A 16,069-nucleotide genomic window follows, 5' to 3' on the forward strand; every position below is an offset into this window, starting at 1 on the left:
AATACGGTTTAAGGTGTATAACTAAATCAACAGCGCATTTGCTTGGCAGGTGCCCGATAATATACAAGATTGGAGATTGTCATGATTATTACGACGGGGGATAAAGCGGCCGAATCGATCGTGGGCCGGGCCATCGTCCTGGCCGGCGAGACAGGGGGCAAGTACGTCCCGAGAAGCCACACCCCATTAACGAGAATGGCCAAAAAGCACGGCGATGACGAAATTATCGTCGTGCTGGACGGCGGAGCGAGGCTTGTCAGGCCGGGAAATCCGCCGATGGAGTTTCACCCCAGCATGGGTTTTGTCCGCGCCAAGCGGCTGATCAAGGGGGAGAGCGACCCGATGCTCGAAGCGGCGTCGATGACTGCGGGGGATACGGTGCTCGACTGTACGGCCGGCCTGGGATCCGATTCGCTTGTATTTGCGGTCAAAGGCGGGCCCGGCGCGCATGTCACCGCAGTTGAAAGCTCGCCGGCGCTGGCGGCGCTGCTTGCTGAAGGGCTCGCCTACTACCGTTCCGGCCTGACCGAGGTGAATGAGGCCATGCGGCGGATTCAGGTGGCATGCGGCCATCATTTGGACGTGCTGCGTAAGCAGCCCGACAACAGCGTGGACATCGTGTATTTCGACCCGATGTTCCGCGAGCCGCTGATGGACTCTTCATCCATCAGCCCGCTGCGTGGATTTGCCAACAAAGACCCGCTGCAGGCGGAGAGCATCCGCGAAGCCGTCAGGGTCGCGCGCAAGACCGTCGTGCTGAAGGAAAAGAAGGGCAGCGGCGAATTTGCCCGCCTCGGCTTCATGCCGCTCGACCGGCCGCATTCAAAAATTTCGTATGGAGTGATATCTGTTGACCGACCGCTTGACAACTGAGACGAAGCCGCGGCTGCTGGTGCTGATCGGCCCCACCGCCGTCGGTAAAACCAAAATGAGCATCGAGATCGCCAAGGCGCTGGGCTGCGAGATCATTTCCGGGGATTCCATGCAGGTCTACCGCCAGATGGACATCGGGACTGCGAAAATAACCGAAGAAGAGATGCAGGGCATTCCTCATCACCTGATCGACATTCATGATCCGAATGAAGCCTATTCGGTCGCCGAATTCCAGGAGGCATGCTCCCGGCTGATCACGGATATCCATGCCAGGGGCAAGCTGCCTTTTATCGTCGGGGGCACCGGTCTTTACGTGGAGTCGGTCTGCTACGGATTCCAGTTTGCCGATGCGGGAGAGGACAAAGCGTTCAGGCAGGAACAATTCGACTATGCGGAGCAGTACGGTGCCGAGGCGCTTCATGCGAGGCTGGCGGAAGTCGACCCGGAAAGCGCCATGAGACTGCATCCCCATGACCAAAGACGCATTATCCGGGCGCTTGAGATCTATCATTTGACGGGAGTCCCTCTTTCGGCCCAGTTGAAGAGCCAAACCCGGGAGTCGCCGTATCAATTATGCCTTGTCGGTTTGACAATGGATAGGCAAATGCTATATAAACGTATTGAAGCCCGTATCGATGAGATGCTGGAGCAGGGTTTGGTAGAAGAGGTTTCTTCTCTGCTGGATAAGGGCTACGGACCGGATCTGGTCTCGATGCAGGGACTGGGTTACAAACAGATCATCTCGTATTTGCAGGGTGAAGCGACCCTGGAAGAGGCTGTTGAAATTTTAAAGAGAGATACGCGCAGGTTTGCCAAACGCCAGCTGTCCTGGTTCCGCCATATGAAGGAAATTCAGTGGGTGGACGTCACGGACACGGGAAATTTTCTCGCGAATTTCGCCGCAATCCGTGATATAATAGCAGGAAAGTTTCTCTTAAATCTTGAATATACTTCAAAACAATCTAATTGAATCGTTGGGGGTACGGCTAATGAACAAATCCATCAATATCCAAGATACATTTTTAAACCAGCTTCGCAAAGAAAACATCCCTGTCACCATTTTTCTTGTGAACGGATTTCAAATCAGAGGCTTAATTAAGGCGTTTGACAACTTTACCGTTGTGGTGGATACGGACGGCAAGCAGCAAATGCTGTTTAAGCATGCGATTTCAACGGTCACGCCTCAACGCAATGTATCCCTGATGCAGGAAACCCAAAACGAGGTATAATTTAACAGGACTAGCCTCATAGCTGAAACTTTTTCAAATGACTTTCGTTAAAGAGTATAGGATGGCGGGGATGCGGGTAAATCCGTTATAGACGTTCATTCTGTAAGCATAGGAATTGGAGCGGAGCAACCTGCAAGGGTTGTTCTTTTCATTCCGAGCTTAGAAATTAAAAGGGAGTCAGGAGGGTACCATGGATAACAACAAGCTGTCGAGGTCTGATAAAAACAAAGAACAGCCCAAGACAATGAAAAAGACAACCAAGAAGAAGAAAAAAATATCCGGAAAGCGCGTGTTTTGGACATTGTTTTTCACCTGTGCATTTGCTATCTTCTGTGCGCTTGCCGGATATTTGTATATTACGGTCAACGGGGAGCGCCTGCTGCAGGCGAACAAGGATAAGCTGACCGTTCACGAAACATCCAAAGTCTTCGACCGCAACGGCAATCTGATGGGCGAGCTGTCCCTGCAGAAGAGCGATCCGGTCCAGAGCGAGGATATTCCGAAGCTGCTGAAGGATGCCTTTGTGGCAACCGAGGACAAACGCTTCTACGAGCACAGCGGCGTCGACCTGTGGTCGATCGGCCGGGCGGCAGTCAAGGACGTCATCGCCAGATCTAAGGTCGAAGGCGGCAGTACCATTACGCAGCAGCTCGCCAAAAACATTTTCCTGACGCGGGACAAAACGTTCTTCCGGAAGGCGACCGAGGTGTCCATCGCCATGGCGCTGGAACGGAACAAGACCAAAGATGAAATCATTACGATGTATTTGAACCGTATTCCTTTCGGCGGGCAGATATATGGCATAAAAGAAGCGTCAAAGTATTATTTCGGCAAAAGCAATTTGAATGATTTGAAAGTGTGGGAAATGGCCACCCTAGCGGCAATGCCGAAGGGGCCTTCGAAATACAACCCGGTGCGCAATCCGGACTTGTCCATGCAGCGCCGCGCCGTCGTGCTGAACCTGATGGCCCAGGAAGGGTACATCACGCAGGAAGAGGCCGATGCCGCGAAAAAAGTCGAATATACGTATAAACCGCCGAAAAAACAGCAGCAGTACCAGAACTTTATGGACTATGTCATGAACGAGGCAGAAGACGTTACCGGTCTCAGCGAAGACGATCTGAACATCGGCGGATATAAAATTTATACGACGATGGACGCGAACGCCCAGAAGGTGCTGGAGAAAGAGTTCGCGGACGAATCGAACTTCGAGAAAAGCCCCGATGACCAGCCGGTACAGGGCTCCATGGTCATCATGAACCAGGAATCAGGCGCGCTCGTCGCGCTGCTCGGCGGACGGGATTACCAGCGCGGCGGCTACAGCCGAGTCACGAACAGCCGCAGGCAGCCGGGTTCGGCCTTTAAGCCGATCGTCTCCTACGCGCCAGCGCTGGAAAGCGGCAAGTTCGATATGAACTCGCCGCTCAGTAACAAGAAGCAGTGCTTCGGCAGCTACTGCCCAGGCAACCTGCACGGATATTCGGACACGATCGGCATGCCCGAAGCGATCCAGAAATCCGAGAACATTCCAGCTGTATGGCTGCTGAATCAAATCGGGGTGAATACCGGCTTTAAATTCGCTGAATCCCTCGGCATTCAGCTGACCGAAGACGACAAGAACCTGGCGATGGCGCTCGGCGGCATCAGCAAGGGAACGAACACGCTGGAAATGGCCCAGGCCTACAGCGCCTTTGCCAACGGCGGCAAGATGAACGAGGCATACTCGATCAAGAAAATCGTCGACAGCGACGAGAAACCGGTATATGAGCATAAAGACAGCGCCAAGAAAGTGATGAGCGAAAATACCGCATACCAAATGACCGAAATGATGAAGAAGGTCGTTGAAGACGGCACGGGACGGAAGGCAAAGATCAACCGTCCGGTGGCGGGTAAGACGGGCACGACGCAGAGCGGCTATACCGGCGTCAAATCGAACCGCGACGTATGGTTCGTCGGTTACACGCCGGAGCTGACCGCAGCGGTTTGGATGGGCTACGACAAGCCGGACAAAACGCATCTTCTGCACAACAGCAGTCCACTGGCGGCCTCTTTCTGGGGCAAGGTCATGGAGCAGGTCGTGAAGGAATTCCCTGAGAAACAATTCCCGGTTCCGGACAACGTGAAGGAGCAGGAACCTGTGAATGAGCCGGAACAGGATCAGAATCAAGGCCACGTAAGCGGCTTGAGTGCGGATTACAACATCGACACGCAGACGGTGACGCTGGGCTGGAACGGCGTCGACTCCGGTGACGCTCAGTACCGCGTCTACCGTAAAGAATCGTCTGAAGCGAACTACTCGCTGATTCTGGATGGCGTATCCGGTACAACAGCCCAGGACATGGGGGCATTGCCTGGTATGACGTACGAATACTATGTCACGGCATACTTCCCGGATTCGGGTACTGAGTCGGATCCGTCCAACACGGTACAGATCACGATCGATACACCGCCTGACGAACAAAACCCGCCTGATCAGAACAACGGAGACAACGGTCAGGATGGAAACGGTAATCCGGATAACGGCAATCCCGACAATGGCCAAAGCGGTGACAACGGCAGCAACGGTAACATGGGTAACGGAAATGGAAGCAACAACGGCAATAACGGAAATGGGAATGACGGCTTCCCGGGCAATAACGGGAACGGCAACGGTAACGGCGCCTCCAATGGAAACAACGGCAACGGCAATGGCAATGGCAGCAGCGGGGGCTCAAGCGGAGACACAACCGGCGACAGCGGTACAGGTACGGTGGCCCCGCCGGAGACCGGCGGAACGACCGACAGCGGCAGCGGTGATGGAACCGGAAGCACCGACGGAACGCCACCGCAAAGCCCGGGTGATTCCAGCGGCGGCAGTACGGGAACCGTGACCACCCCTTAACCGATCAGATGAGTTTCAGACCCCCTTACATTGGGGGTCTTTTTTTTATTGCCCGCTCTCGATCAGGCAATATTTTGAGTGTGATTCCCAAATGTGATAAGCTGAAGACACCATATTGGAGAGGGAATTCTCTATGAAACGAAAATTTGGAGATCGAGCGAACTGGCGCCGGATTTCCCGCCGCCGCTTCGCCTGCCGTTATGTTGAGAGCGAAGCATTCACAGGCTATATTACGCTGTACACGATATACAACCTGAAAGAGCCGCTCTGGAAAAACTACGGAAACCACACATACCGGATCGCGGATAAAGGATATTCTTGGCTGCAGTATTTTCCCCATAACAGTCATTACATCGTGACGGCGATGTTCGACGAGCGGAGCGAAATCATCCAGTGGTACATCGATACCTGCAAAACGCAGGGAGTCACGGAGCAGGGCGTACCTTGGTTTGACGATTTGTATCTGGATGTGGTCGTCCTCCGCAACGGTGAGGTGTTCCTATTGGATGAGGACGAATTGGAAGAGGCGCTGACCCGGGGGGATATTACCAAGGAAGATTACCAATTGGCCATCTCAACGGCGAAAAGCGTTCTAAAAGCCATTGATGCGCACCAGTTTCCGTATTTCCTGATGTCGCTTGAGGACCGGAAGCGTCTTTTTGACAACGGTGAATTCCGGAGGAAGCCATGAACGCCCGCAGCGGGGGACCGGTGACCGTAACTAGGCGCAAAAAGATGTCCGTTCTTCGAAAGCTGCTGATTGCTTTCGCCGTTCTGATCCTGCTCGGGCTGATGTGGATCGGGTACGCATGGCGGCTCATGAACGCGGCTCACAGTTCCGTACCGGCATCGGCGAGCGACGTCGGCATTATCCTCGGTGCATCGATGTGGGGGGACTCGCCGAGCCCTGGACTCAGGGAACGTCTGGACGAAGGGCTTCGTCTCTATCAGGAGGGCAAGTTTTCGTATATTATGGTTACCGGCGGCCTGGACCGGGCGGATTACAAGTATACCGAGGCCGAAGGCATGCGGAATTATCTGGTGGACCACGGCGTGCCGGCATCGGCTATCATTCTTGAAAACAAGGCAACGAGCACCTATGAAAATTTGCTGTTCAGCCAGGAGATTATGAGAGAACGGGGATGGCAAAGCACCGTCATCGTCACGCATCAATACCATGGCATGCGCTCACTAGACATCGCGAAATTTCTGAACTATACCCGCCCGGCCCTTGGTTTAACAGAGTCCAGAACGCTGCAGATGAAGTACCACAAGCCGCGGGAAGTGCTGGCCTACACCAAATGGAAGCTGGATGAGCTGCTGCTGCTGACGGGCCTGAAATAGATGGGAAACTGCTAATAACGCCTGGGCAAGTAGAATACATTGAATAGAGAATACATCTCTGTAGATAAATGAGGTGATGGATGCATGAACGGGCGTATAGCGGCCGCGAACGGCCGGCCGGAAGGCAGGCCATCCAGACAAATCAATGTGATTTTGCGCAGCCAGGAGCCTCCTGTCGTCAGCAGCGCCGTTCCGGAGAAGGAACCGGTCCCTGCCCAGAAAAACACAGCTCAGCACAGCTTGTATCAAGAAATTCAAAAAGAGCTGGATCAGCTGGTAGGGCTGGACAGCATCAAGGAATTCGTGTTTGAAATTTACGCCATGCTCCAAATCGCCCATATGCGTCAAGAAGCGGGGCTGGCCAGCGGCGGACATGTATATCATATGGTGTTTAAAGGAAACCCCGGTACGGGTAAAACCACAGTAGCACGAATCATCGCCAAGCTGTTTCAAAAAATGGGTGTGCTGAGCAAAGGCCACCTGATCGAAGTCGAACGCGCCGACCTCGTCGGCGAGTATATTGGACATACCGCGCAGAAAACTAGGGATTTGGTGAAGAAGGCGCTTGGCGGCATTCTCTTTATCGATGAAGCCTACAGCCTGGCCAGAGGCGGCGAGAAAGACTTCGGCAAAGAGGCGATCGATACGCTGGTCAAGGCGATGGAAGACCACAAAAATCAATTCATTCTGATCCTTGCCGGATATTCCGAGGAGATTGATTTTTTTCTGCAGACGAATCCGGGGCTGCCTTCGCGTTTTCCGATCCAGGTGGATTTCCCCGATTATACGATTGACCAGCTTATCCAGATCTCCGAGCTGATGGCCAAGGAGCGGGACTACATCCTGATGCCGCAGGCGATACTAAAATTGAGGCAGCACCTGATTCAGGAAAAAGACCATAGCGAGCATGCCTTCAGCAATGCGAGATACGTGCGCAACACGATCGAGAAATCCATCCGGAATCAGGCTGTGCGGCTGCTGAATCATTATTCGAACAGCAATCCCGGCAAGCTGGAGCTGATGACGCTCCGGACCGAGGATTTCAAGCTGGAGGCCAAAGGCGCATCGGGCAGTTTGAACTGATCTACATTTTGCAGCAATGGACGCTGGAGTTGAAAAGGAGCAGATCATCATGGCAAACCAAACGTATGACACGAATCATGAAATTCCGGACCGGGCCGTTCTGGTCAGCCTGGTGACCGACGAAGTGAAAAGGTCCGGCATAAACACGGAGCACTCGCTTCAAGAGCTCGTCCGGCTGGCGGAGACGGCCGGCGTGGAAGTGCTGGAAGTGCTCGTGCAGAACCGGGATGTGCCGGACGCGAGATGGTTTATCGGCAAGGGCAAGGTGGAAGAGCTGAGAGGAATCCTGGAGATGCATGGCGGCAATACGGCCATCTTCGACCAGGAGCTTTCCGGCGCCCAGGTCCGGAACCTGGAAGTGGCCCTCGATGCCAAAATCATCGACCGCACCCAGCTCATTCTGGATATATTCGCCCAGCGCGCCAAAACGCGCGAAGGGATTATCCAGGTGGAGCTGGCCCAACTTACGTACCTGCTCCCAAGGCTGTCCGGACACGGCAAAAACCTTTCCCGCCTCGGCGGGGGAATCGGGACGCGGGGACCGGGGGAGAGCAAGCTCGAAACCGACCGCCGGCATATCCGCGGACGGATCGGCGACTTGAAGCGCCAGCTTGAAGAGGTCACCAAGCACCGGAAGCTGCACCGCGGCCGCAGGCAGAAGAGCGGGGTGGTCCAGGTCGCGCTGGTGGGATATACCAACGCGGGCAAGTCGACGCTGCTAAAGCAGCTGACCAATGCCGACGTTTATATCGAAAACCAGCTGTTTGCGACGCTGGATCCGACTTCGCGCATCATGAAGCTGCCCGGCGGCAGCGAAGTCATCCTGACTGATACGGTCGGCTTCATCCAGAACCTTCCCCATGACCTCGTGGCTGCGTTCCGCGCCACGCTGGAGGAAGTAAATGAGGCCGATCTTGTGCTGCATGTCGTTGATGCATCATCCGAAATGCGCGACGAACAGATGCGGGTCGTGGATTCCATCCTGGAAGAGCTGGGGGCGGCTGACAAGCCGCAGCTGATCCTTTTTAACAAGAAAGACGCCTGTACCCGGGAGCAGCTGGAGATGCTGCCGTCCGGAACGGGATATTTAAAAATCAGTGCTTTATCGGAAGGAGATCTTTTGGCCGTTCGCGAAGCAGTACAGACGAGGCTGACAGGGGATACGTTAACCTTCCGCGTACCTGCCGGACGGGGTGATATTTTATCCCAGTTATACCGGGTCGGCGAAGTGATTAGCCAGGATACGGACAATGATGATATGATCTATACGGTGCAGGTACACAAGCCTGATTATGACAAGTATGGCTACATCGTAGAGAGCTATAAAGAACAGGTCAGACCTTCTGACCAATGACAAGTGAGGAGAAACCGGGAACATGGTAGCATTTGCAGACGAACTTATACAATGGAAAAATACAGCCGAGCGGCGGATTGAAGATCAGCTCCGGATGGTGGACGGAATCGTGGACCATAATCAGTGGAAGGTCATTGAAGCGTTCCAGCGCCATCAGGTGAGCGATTTTCATTTCGCCGGCTCGACCGGTTATGCCTATAACGACCGAGGAAGAGAAGTTCTTGACTTGGTGTATGCGGACGTATTCGGAGCCGAAGCCGCTCTGGTACGCCCGCATTTTGCTTCAGGGACACATACGATTTCAACGGCCTTGTTCGGGGTGCTTCGTCCTGGGGACGAGCTGCTCTACATTACCGGACGGCCGTACGATACATTACATAAGGTTATCGGCCGCAAGGGTGACGGGACGGGTTCCCTGGCCGATTTCGGGATTACTTACCGCGAAGCTGCCTTGACTGTGGAAGGGGACGTAGACTGGGACGCCGTAGAAGCCGGCATTTCCGGCTCAACGAAGGTGATCGGCATCCAGCGGTCGCGTGGGTATGACTGGCGATCCTCATTCACGGTGGAGCAGATCGGCCAAATGGTCCTGCGCGTGAAGCAAATCAAGCCGGATGTGATCGTGTTCGTGGACAACTGCTACGGCGAATTTACGGAGGAACTGGAGCCGACGCAGGTCGGAGTGGATCTGATGGCAGGTTCGCTGATCAAAAACCCGGGCGGCGGCATCGCCGAAACCGGCGGCTATATTTGCGGCAGACAAGCCCTCGTTGATCTTGCCGCCTATCGGTTGACCGCCCCCGGCATCGGCGGGGAGGTGGGCGCGATGCTGGGAGCTACCCGGGGGATCTACCAGGGCCTCTTCTTGGCACCGACGCTGGTGGGACAAGCGGTCAAGGGCAGCATTTTTGCGGCCGCGATGTTTGAGCAGGCGGGATTCGAGAGCAAGCCGGCATGGAATGAGCGGCGCACCGACCTGATCCAGGCCGTTTCCTTTACAGGGCCCGATCATTTGATCGCTTTTGTTCAAGGCATCCAGCGTGCGGCAGCGGTCGACAGCCACGTCGTTCCAGAGCCGTGGGACATGCCCGGCTACGAGCATCCAGTCATTATGGCGGCAGGGACGTTCATCCAGGGGGGAAGCCTGGAGCTGTCCGCAGACGCACCGATTCGGGAGCCCTATATCGGATACATGCAGGGCGGACTCACTTATTCCCATGTCAAATATGGCGTAATGATAGCGTTACAGACCATGAAAGACCGAAAATTATTGTAAGTTTATCTGACACGTTATTGACGTCCGATATCATGAAATGTACAATGGAACATGAGAAATAGTTCATGTGGAAGGTTGAGATGAGTCATGGGTGATGAAATTCGCAGAAACATGGCATTATTCCCGATAGGTATCGTCATGAAGCTGACCGATTTGTCCGCGCGGCAGATCCGGTATTACGAACAGCACAATTTGATCGTGCCTGCGCGCACATCCGGCAACCAGCGGTTGTTCTCGTTTAACGACGTGGAGAGATTGCTGGAGATCAAGGCGCTCATTGAGAAGGGCGTCAACATCGCGGGAATCAAGCAGGTCATGAATCCTGTATCCAAAGAGTCTGAGGAAGCCACTGTCCTTAATGCCGACACCGAGGTGAAGCGCAGAGAACTGTCGGAATCTCAGCTGCACCGTTTGCTGAAGCAGCAGCTGGTATCTGGTAAGAGACCGGGCCAGGTCTCATTGATTCAAGGCGAGCTGTCCCGGTTTTTTAATAAAAAATAACAGGAATCACTTGTGAGAAAGGGAGAGGATATCATGAGTTTTACTAAAGAGGATATTCTGCGCATTGCAGAGGAAGAGAACGTCCGTTTTATCCGTCTTCAATTCACGGATTTGCTGGGAACGATCAAAAATGTGGAGATTCCCGTAAGCCAGTTGAAGAAGGCGCTTGACAATAAAATGATGTTCGATGGATCTTCCATCGAAGGCTATGTGCGTATCGAGGAATCCGATATGTATCTGTATCCGGATTTGGACACTTGGGTCATTTTCCCTTGGGTGACTGAAGACCGCGTTGCGCGCCTCATCTGTGATATTTATATGCCGGACGGCACTCCGTTTGCCGGAGATCCTCGCGGTATTCTGAAACGCAACCTGAAGGAAGCTGAAGCGTTGGGCTACACGTCCATGAACGTAGGTCCGGAGCCGGAATTTTTCCTGTTCAAGACCGACGAGAAAGGCAATCCGACGACGGAACTGAACGATCAGGGCGGATATTTTGACCTGGCTCCGACAGATCTTGGAGAGAACTGCCGCCGCGAGATCGTATTGACGCTGGAAGAAATGGGATTTGAAATCGAGGCTTCCCACCATGAGGTGGCACCGGGACAGCACGAGATCGACTTTAAATATGAAAATGCCGTGAAGGCAGCTGACCAAATTCAAACATTTAAACTAGTCGTTAAAACGATTGCCCGTCAGCATGGACTGCATGCGACCTTTATGCCGAAACCGCTGTTCGGCGTGAACGGTTCCGGTATGCACTGTCACCAGTCGCTATTCCAAGGCAACGAGAACGCCTTTTACGACGAGTCCGACGAACTGGGCCTGAGCGCAACCGCCCGCTACTATATGGCAGGCGTGCTGAAGCATGCGCGTGCGATCGCTGCCATCACGAATCCGACGGTCAACTCTTACAAGCGTCTCGTTCCAGGCTATGAAGCTCCGTGCTACGTGGCTTGGTCCGGAAGCAACCGCAGCCCGATGATCCGGATTCCGGCTTCCCGCGGTCTGAGCACTCGCGTCGAAGTGCGTAACCCGGACCCTGCGGCCAACCCGTATCTGGCGCTCGCCGTCATGCTGAGAGCCGGCCTGGACGGCATCAGCAACGAGCTGAAGCTTCCGGCGCCGATCGACCGCAATATCTATGTGATGTCCGAAGAAGAACGCATTGAAGAAGGCATCCCAAGCCTGCCGGCCGACCTGAAGGAAGCTCTGGGCGAGCTCATCCGCGACGAAGTTATCATCGACTCACTCGGCGAGCATGCCCTGGCTCACTTCTACGAGCTGAAGGAAATTGAATGGGATATGTACCGCACCCAAGTTCATCAATGGGAACGTGATCAATACATCACGCTGTACTAATCCAATGAATCCCTTGCGCCGTAAGGCGTGAGGGTTTTTTTGTTTTGTGGGAGAAGAGGTTCATTCTGGGCGGTGGTTTTCGGTGCCCACAAGATTCCCACAAAGGTACAAAGTCCGAAAAATAAAAATGAGTGTTTGCCCTTGAGAAATTTGCCCATACCAAAAGTCCAACGATTCATAAGATAATGATGTACCTTAAATGTAAGGAGGGTGTACTCATGAGTGAAGTTGTAGGTGGCGTTGGTGCTGGTTATGGTTACGGAGGATTTGCCGGTGGAGGAGTAGGGGCTATTCTGGTTCTGTTCATTCTGCTGGTTATCATCACCGGAGCCTTCTTATTCTAACGTAATGATAGACCCTGTTGGCTATATGCCGGCGGGGTCTTGTTTTAAATTGGCCGGTCGAGGTACCCGGTAAGTTTTGGTCGTACCACGCCTGGACAATCCCCTGCATCTCACCCGGTGCAGGGGATTCTTTTGAACTTATCGCATATAGACCAAGGGGGATTGGTTAGGAATGCTTCAAAAATCCCTGATTTTGGTCCTTGGAATTGTTTTCTTTAAAATAAATTTCGTTTAAAACGTTAACATCAACGTGGATTCTTTGATCCAGCCGAGGAAACCATTTGGTCTTCCACTGTTTTATGTTCTCTTCCGACAAGTGTGGCCGGAATATCAGCCCGGTTCCCATGACGTCCGTATTCAAGCTATGGATTTTGGCCAATGTCTGATCAAATCTCATTGTCAATTCCTGCTCGACATCTTTTTCGATTTGCTTGAGGCTTTTGCCCTCAGGGGTTTCCGTGACCACAACGTTTAATCGAATGTCAGTCAATAGGCTAGGCCCTTTTGCAAGCCACTTTGTATGGTGCTTGATTTTAGCCCTTTGAATAAGTACGCTTGTGTTTTGCGCCACCTCAATCGTCCCGCCTTTATACCTTCCTTTGAATAAATTGTACAAAAGTGTTTCGTCCCTGCTTAATGTTCCTGCCATGCGATCATTACGCATGATGGCTGTACCCTTAAAGGTAAACAAGGTCCGTTTCCCATTTTTCAGCATCGGGATGGCCATTTCTTCGGAATAGGAATTTTGGCTTCGATAGGCTTCCCAAATTCTGACGATGGATTGATTCGGCGTCCATCCCGCTTCCTCGCTAAAAAAGTCATAAGAAGAAACTTCGGGTGTCGGTGAAATTTGATGGTACAAGGTCTTTTGGAAATCTCCATCGACAATGGCCAATAAGCCCTTAATAGAGATGTCATTCGCTCTCACGGCATAATCGATGATATCCCGGATACCCTGCTGGGCGAGTTCCTTGTCAATGAGAAATAATCTGAGATGAACCAGATCGATGCTCTTCTCAGAATCGGTACGTATTAAATCAATTGCTTTGCTGATGGACTTCGCCTCCTTGTCCAGAAAAAGGGTACGTCCGGATGCACTGGGTACTTGAAGAATGATCCTGTATTTTTCTTTATCGCCTTTCCCGATCCCCATGACGACAGGGAGATATTGCTTGTTGATGTCCTTTACATCCCAGCAGCCTGCCAGCGGTAAAATGAGGCATAAGGATGCGAACAAAAGCAGCGTTGCACGGATGTTCATGTGCTTCCCTTCTTTCGTCGCCACCCTGCTCCCAGGAATACCAGCAGCGGGAAGCAAATGATGCTGTACAAACAAAAGTATGAATTCAGATACAGATATGTATTTAGCGTACTCACATTTGGTATATTCAGGAGAATAATATACAGGACTATGCAAGTAATCGCGAGTATCCATCTGGAGTTAACCATCGGCAAGTATATCTGACTCAAGAATGTCACGGTCAACCAAAGCAGAACAGAGACTTTTATAATCCCCAAAGCACCGGATGACACGGAGTAGAAACTGGGGAGCCAGTCAAACACAACCCACTCCAGATCGATCGTATCTGATGCCAAGAGCAAAGGATACTCCAGATGAACAACGGTCTCCTGCCCAAACACGGTGAGAGGGATGTAGACGGAGGCTAGACCAAACATAAAAATGATGCCAATAACCGCGGCTAACTTTCCGAAGCGTATTCGTTTTTTTGTGGGAACCATGCCAAGAAACAAAAAGCCGGCGATAACGACCGTGCAAACATAGAAATCCGGATGGGTAAAAAACGATACATCAGGTTTAATGGGAAAAATATAATGAAACCTGAAATTTTTGATGCCAATCAGCATGGAAAAAAGAACAAATGGCATACAAAGGAAAAATAATCCAAGGCTTGCTCTGACCAGCATAGTAATACCTTTCCATGCTCCGTAGAAGCAGAGAATAATAAAGAGGGCTGACGTTGCGGCTTTAGGAGTATTTTGCAGTAAAACCGCCTTAATTTGTACGCTTTGGTAATACATTAACAGCACTAGCTCAATAAGCAAAAACAAAATAACCGGAACAAGAATAATTCCGGTACCCCATTTCTTCAGAAGTTCAGTGCAGATCTCTATCACCGTTTTTCCCGGGAACAGCGATAACGCTTTTAAATAAAACCATAGCATAATCAGCTCTACGGAAAATATAACAAGGATGGGCAACCAGTGCCCTTCTGCAGAGGATGAAATGATGCGCTCTGGAAATATGGCAAAGATTGAGGTGAGATGCACCAAAAAAAACAAGATCAGGATTTGATTTTTATTCATCCGGGGTTTTTCCTTTCTCTTTAACGCTGAAACTTAAATAAGGAACCGAGCAATGATTCAAAGAAGCATAATAGAAAATAATCCAAATCATCGCTGCCTCCAACCCCCATATCCCGAATAGGGCACTGGAAAACATGACAACGTATTTGTATAAGCGGACGTTTATGGAATTCATGTAATTCGATAGTGCGAAATTGGCAATAGCGGAAGCAACCAAAATAATAATTAACAGATTACTGACGAGCTTTGCCTGAACAATGGCTTGTCCCAGCAAAACTCCGCCAATCATCGTAATGGTGGGACCGATATTTTTAGGAAGCCTGATCGTGGCCTCAATAACCATTTCCAGCAGCAGCATGACCAGCAGCATTTCGATGATCGAAGGATAAGGCACCCCTTCACGGCTCTTCGCAACGCTCACGGCCAGTTGGATTCTGAGCAGTTCCTGATTTACGGAATTAAATACGACATATAGGCCCGGAAGGGTAAGCGCTATGAGTGCGGCCACCGCACGGATCGTACGTAAAAACCATTGAAACAAATACGGGTAGCTGACATCCAGCGTCGTTGACCATAAATCCGTAATGATGGCCGGAAAAGCAAAGGCAAACGAAAATTGATCAATCATAATGACCACTTTTCCGTTCAGCAGATTTTGCACCGTCTCACCGGGGAGCTCGGATGGAACATAGGAAGGTGTCATGGAGATTCTGGGATGTCCCAGGATGTTCGTCAAATCACGGACCGTGGTCAGTTCCTTGTCTTGATTTTGGTCCAGCTTTTCCCGTATGGCTTGTATGACTTTCTTTTGGGATACACCTTCAAGGTAGATTATGGCCAGTTTCTTTGTAGATTGGACGCCAGCATACCGAGTTTCAACGATCAATTGATCCGTTAGGATTTTTTTGCGCAGCAATCCGATATTTTTATTAATGTCTTCGGTAAAAGCGTCAAATGCGGAATGAAGAGGATTCTCGCTGTTCGGGATGGATATTGGCCGGGAAATTTGGGGTTGTTTCGGTTCAATGACCGTGAGTAAACCGTCCATATTGAACAGAACAAGCTTTCCCTGCAGCAAATCGTTGGACAACTCGTCCAACGATTTCGGTGAATCATTTACAATCGGTTCGGGTTTATCCGGTTCAGAATGATCGTTATGCTCTGCTGATGTATAGTTCATTGCGGACATGGTCTCCGGCAAATCAACCAGCGTTTCCAGGAAATAGGCTCTGAATCTTCCACTGCCGATAACCACGTTTTTGCACATAAAATCAGAGCTTTTTACAAACCGCTCATATAGCCGTTTCTCTATATTATGGAGAATGTTCTCATCTTTAGGCTGCAAACAGGATCACCTCTTTGCAAAGTAGTATGTCGTTGGAAAAAGAATTTATTCAAATCCCCAATGGTCTAAACCCTGCCCAGTGCCGCGAATATCTCCTTTTTCTTTTTACCATTTAGCCTATACCTTATTACGCATTCCACCATATGAATATA

General features: G+C 51.5%; 15 protein-coding genes. 12 read left to right on the forward strand and 3 right to left on the reverse strand.

Annotation, left to right across the window (positions count from 1 at the left end):
* Positions 1–81 precede the first annotated feature (81 nt).
* The 12 genes from CJP46_RS15215 (at position 82) to CJP46_RS15270 (ending at position 12,247) form a co-directional block, all read left to right on the forward strand.
* Entirely contained in the window at positions 82–873 is a 792-nt protein-coding gene (locus CJP46_RS15215) for a class I SAM-dependent methyltransferase (protein WP_094596448.1), read from the forward strand.
* The gene (gene miaA, locus CJP46_RS15220; protein WP_094596888.1) at positions 863–1,843 is read left to right on the forward strand and encodes a tRNA (adenosine(37)-N6)-dimethylallyltransferase MiaA; all 981 of its coding nucleotides are present in this window, start codon (positions 863–865) and stop codon (positions 1,841–1,843) included. Before CJP46_RS15215 ends, miaA begins: the two co-directional genes overlap by 11 nt.
* Before the next feature lie 19 nt (positions 1,844–1,862).
* On the forward strand, positions 1,863–2,102 hold the full coding sequence (gene hfq, locus CJP46_RS15225; RefSeq protein ID WP_076171204.1) for an RNA chaperone Hfq: 240 nt from the start codon (positions 1,863–1,865) through the stop codon (positions 2,100–2,102).
* A 190-nt stretch (positions 2,103–2,292) separates the two neighbouring features.
* Positions 2,293–4,983, forward strand: coding sequence for a penicillin-binding protein 1A (locus CJP46_RS15230; protein WP_094596449.1), 2,691 nt, complete (start codon positions 2,293–2,295; stop codon positions 4,981–4,983).
* 133 nt (positions 4,984–5,116) lie between these two features.
* A complete protein-coding gene (locus tag CJP46_RS15235) occupies positions 5,117–5,674 on the forward strand; it encodes a ribonuclease FAU-1 family protein (RefSeq protein WP_094596450.1) in 558 nt (185 codons plus the stop codon).
* On the forward strand, positions 5,671–6,327 hold the full coding sequence (locus CJP46_RS15240; RefSeq protein WP_094596451.1) for a YdcF family protein: 657 nt from the start codon (positions 5,671–5,673) through the stop codon (positions 6,325–6,327). The genes CJP46_RS15235 and CJP46_RS15240 overlap by 4 nt, the downstream gene beginning before the upstream one ends.
* Before the next feature lie 84 nt (positions 6,328–6,411).
* The gene (locus tag CJP46_RS15245; protein ID WP_094596452.1) at positions 6,412–7,410 is read left to right on the forward strand and encodes an AAA family ATPase; all 999 of its coding nucleotides are present in this window, start codon (positions 6,412–6,414) and stop codon (positions 7,408–7,410) included.
* A 49-nt stretch (positions 7,411–7,459) separates the two neighbouring features.
* A complete protein-coding gene (gene hflX, locus CJP46_RS15250; protein WP_094596453.1) occupies positions 7,460–8,764 on the forward strand; it encodes a GTPase HflX in 1,305 nt (434 codons plus the stop codon).
* Positions 8,765–8,786: 22 nt separating this feature from the next.
* Positions 8,787–10,040, forward strand: coding sequence for a methionine gamma-lyase family protein (locus CJP46_RS15255; RefSeq protein WP_094596454.1), 1,254 nt, complete (start codon positions 8,787–8,789; stop codon positions 10,038–10,040).
* A gap of 87 nt (positions 10,041–10,127) precedes the next feature.
* Positions 10,128–10,541, forward strand: coding sequence for a MerR family transcriptional regulator (locus tag CJP46_RS15260; RefSeq protein WP_076171220.1), 414 nt, complete (start codon positions 10,128–10,130; stop codon positions 10,539–10,541).
* Between the two features lie 33 nt (positions 10,542–10,574).
* On the forward strand, positions 10,575–11,903 hold the full coding sequence (gene glnA, locus CJP46_RS15265) for a type I glutamate--ammonia ligase (protein ID WP_094596455.1): 1,329 nt from the start codon (positions 10,575–10,577) through the stop codon (positions 11,901–11,903).
* Positions 11,904–12,121: 218 nt separating this feature from the next.
* On the forward strand, positions 12,122–12,247 hold the full coding sequence (locus tag CJP46_RS15270; RefSeq protein ID WP_094596456.1) for a dihydroorotate dehydrogenase: 126 nt from the start codon (positions 12,122–12,124) through the stop codon (positions 12,245–12,247).
* Positions 12,248–12,413: 166 nt separating this feature from the next.
* Here CJP46_RS15270 and CJP46_RS15275 read toward each other — a convergent pair whose 3' ends face one another.
* From CJP46_RS15275 to CJP46_RS15285, 3 genes are read right to left on the reverse strand one after another with little or no spacing between them, the layout of a single operon-like run.
* On the reverse strand, positions 12,414–13,508 hold the full coding sequence (locus CJP46_RS15275) for a Ger(x)C family spore germination protein (protein ID WP_179281177.1): 1,095 nt from the start codon (positions 13,506–13,508) through the stop codon (positions 12,414–12,416).
* Complete coding sequence (locus CJP46_RS15280) at positions 13,505–14,572, reverse strand: GerAB/ArcD/ProY family transporter (RefSeq protein ID WP_094596458.1); 1,068 nt, start codon at positions 14,570–14,572, stop codon at positions 13,505–13,507. Before CJP46_RS15280 ends, CJP46_RS15275 begins: the two co-directional genes overlap by 4 nt.
* Positions 14,565–15,917: a spore germination protein gene (locus CJP46_RS15285; RefSeq protein WP_094596459.1), complete on the reverse strand. Its 1,353-nt coding sequence runs from the start codon at positions 15,915–15,917 to the stop codon at positions 14,565–14,567. Before CJP46_RS15285 ends, CJP46_RS15280 begins: the two co-directional genes overlap by 8 nt.
* Between the last annotated feature and the right edge of the window lie 152 nt (positions 15,918–16,069).

This window comes from Paenibacillus sp. XY044 (assembly GCF_002257645.1).
GTDB lineage: Bacteria > Bacillota > Bacilli > Paenibacillales > Paenibacillaceae > Paenibacillus_AQ.

Bases quoted from the DNA above. Each gene is read 5' to 3' on its own strand.
- CJP46_RS15215 (WP_094596448.1), top strand. From the start codon at position 82: ATGATTATTACGACGGGGGATAAAGCGGCCGAATCGATCGTGGGCCGG.
- hfq (WP_076171204.1), top strand. From the start codon at position 1,863: ATGAACAAATCCATCAATATCCAAGATACATTTTTAAACCAGCTTCGC.
- CJP46_RS15230 (WP_094596449.1), top strand. From the start codon at position 2,293: ATGGATAACAACAAGCTGTCGAGGTCTGATAAAAACAAAGAACAGCCC.
- CJP46_RS15235 (WP_094596450.1), top strand. From the start codon at position 5,117: ATGAAACGAAAATTTGGAGATCGAGCGAACTGGCGCCGGATTTCCCGC.
- CJP46_RS15240 (WP_094596451.1), top strand. From the start codon at position 5,671: ATGAACGCCCGCAGCGGGGGACCGGTGACCGTAACTAGGCGCAAAAAG.
- CJP46_RS15245 (WP_094596452.1), top strand. From the start codon at position 6,412: ATGAACGGGCGTATAGCGGCCGCGAACGGCCGGCCGGAAGGCAGGCCA.
- hflX (WP_094596453.1), top strand. From the start codon at position 7,460: ATGGCAAACCAAACGTATGACACGAATCATGAAATTCCGGACCGGGCC.
- CJP46_RS15255 (WP_094596454.1), top strand. From the start codon at position 8,787: ATGGTAGCATTTGCAGACGAACTTATACAATGGAAAAATACAGCCGAG.
- CJP46_RS15260 (WP_076171220.1), top strand. From the start codon at position 10,128: ATGGGTGATGAAATTCGCAGAAACATGGCATTATTCCCGATAGGTATC.
- glnA (WP_094596455.1), top strand. From the start codon at position 10,575: ATGAGTTTTACTAAAGAGGATATTCTGCGCATTGCAGAGGAAGAGAAC.
- CJP46_RS15270 (WP_094596456.1), top strand. From the start codon at position 12,122: ATGAGTGAAGTTGTAGGTGGCGTTGGTGCTGGTTATGGTTACGGAGGA.
- CJP46_RS15275 (WP_179281177.1), bottom strand. From the start codon at position 13,508: ATGAACATCCGTGCAACGCTGCTTTTGTTCGCATCCTTATGCCTCATT.
- CJP46_RS15280 (WP_094596458.1), bottom strand. From the start codon at position 14,572: ATGAATAAAAATCAAATCCTGATCTTGTTTTTTTTGGTGCATCTCACC.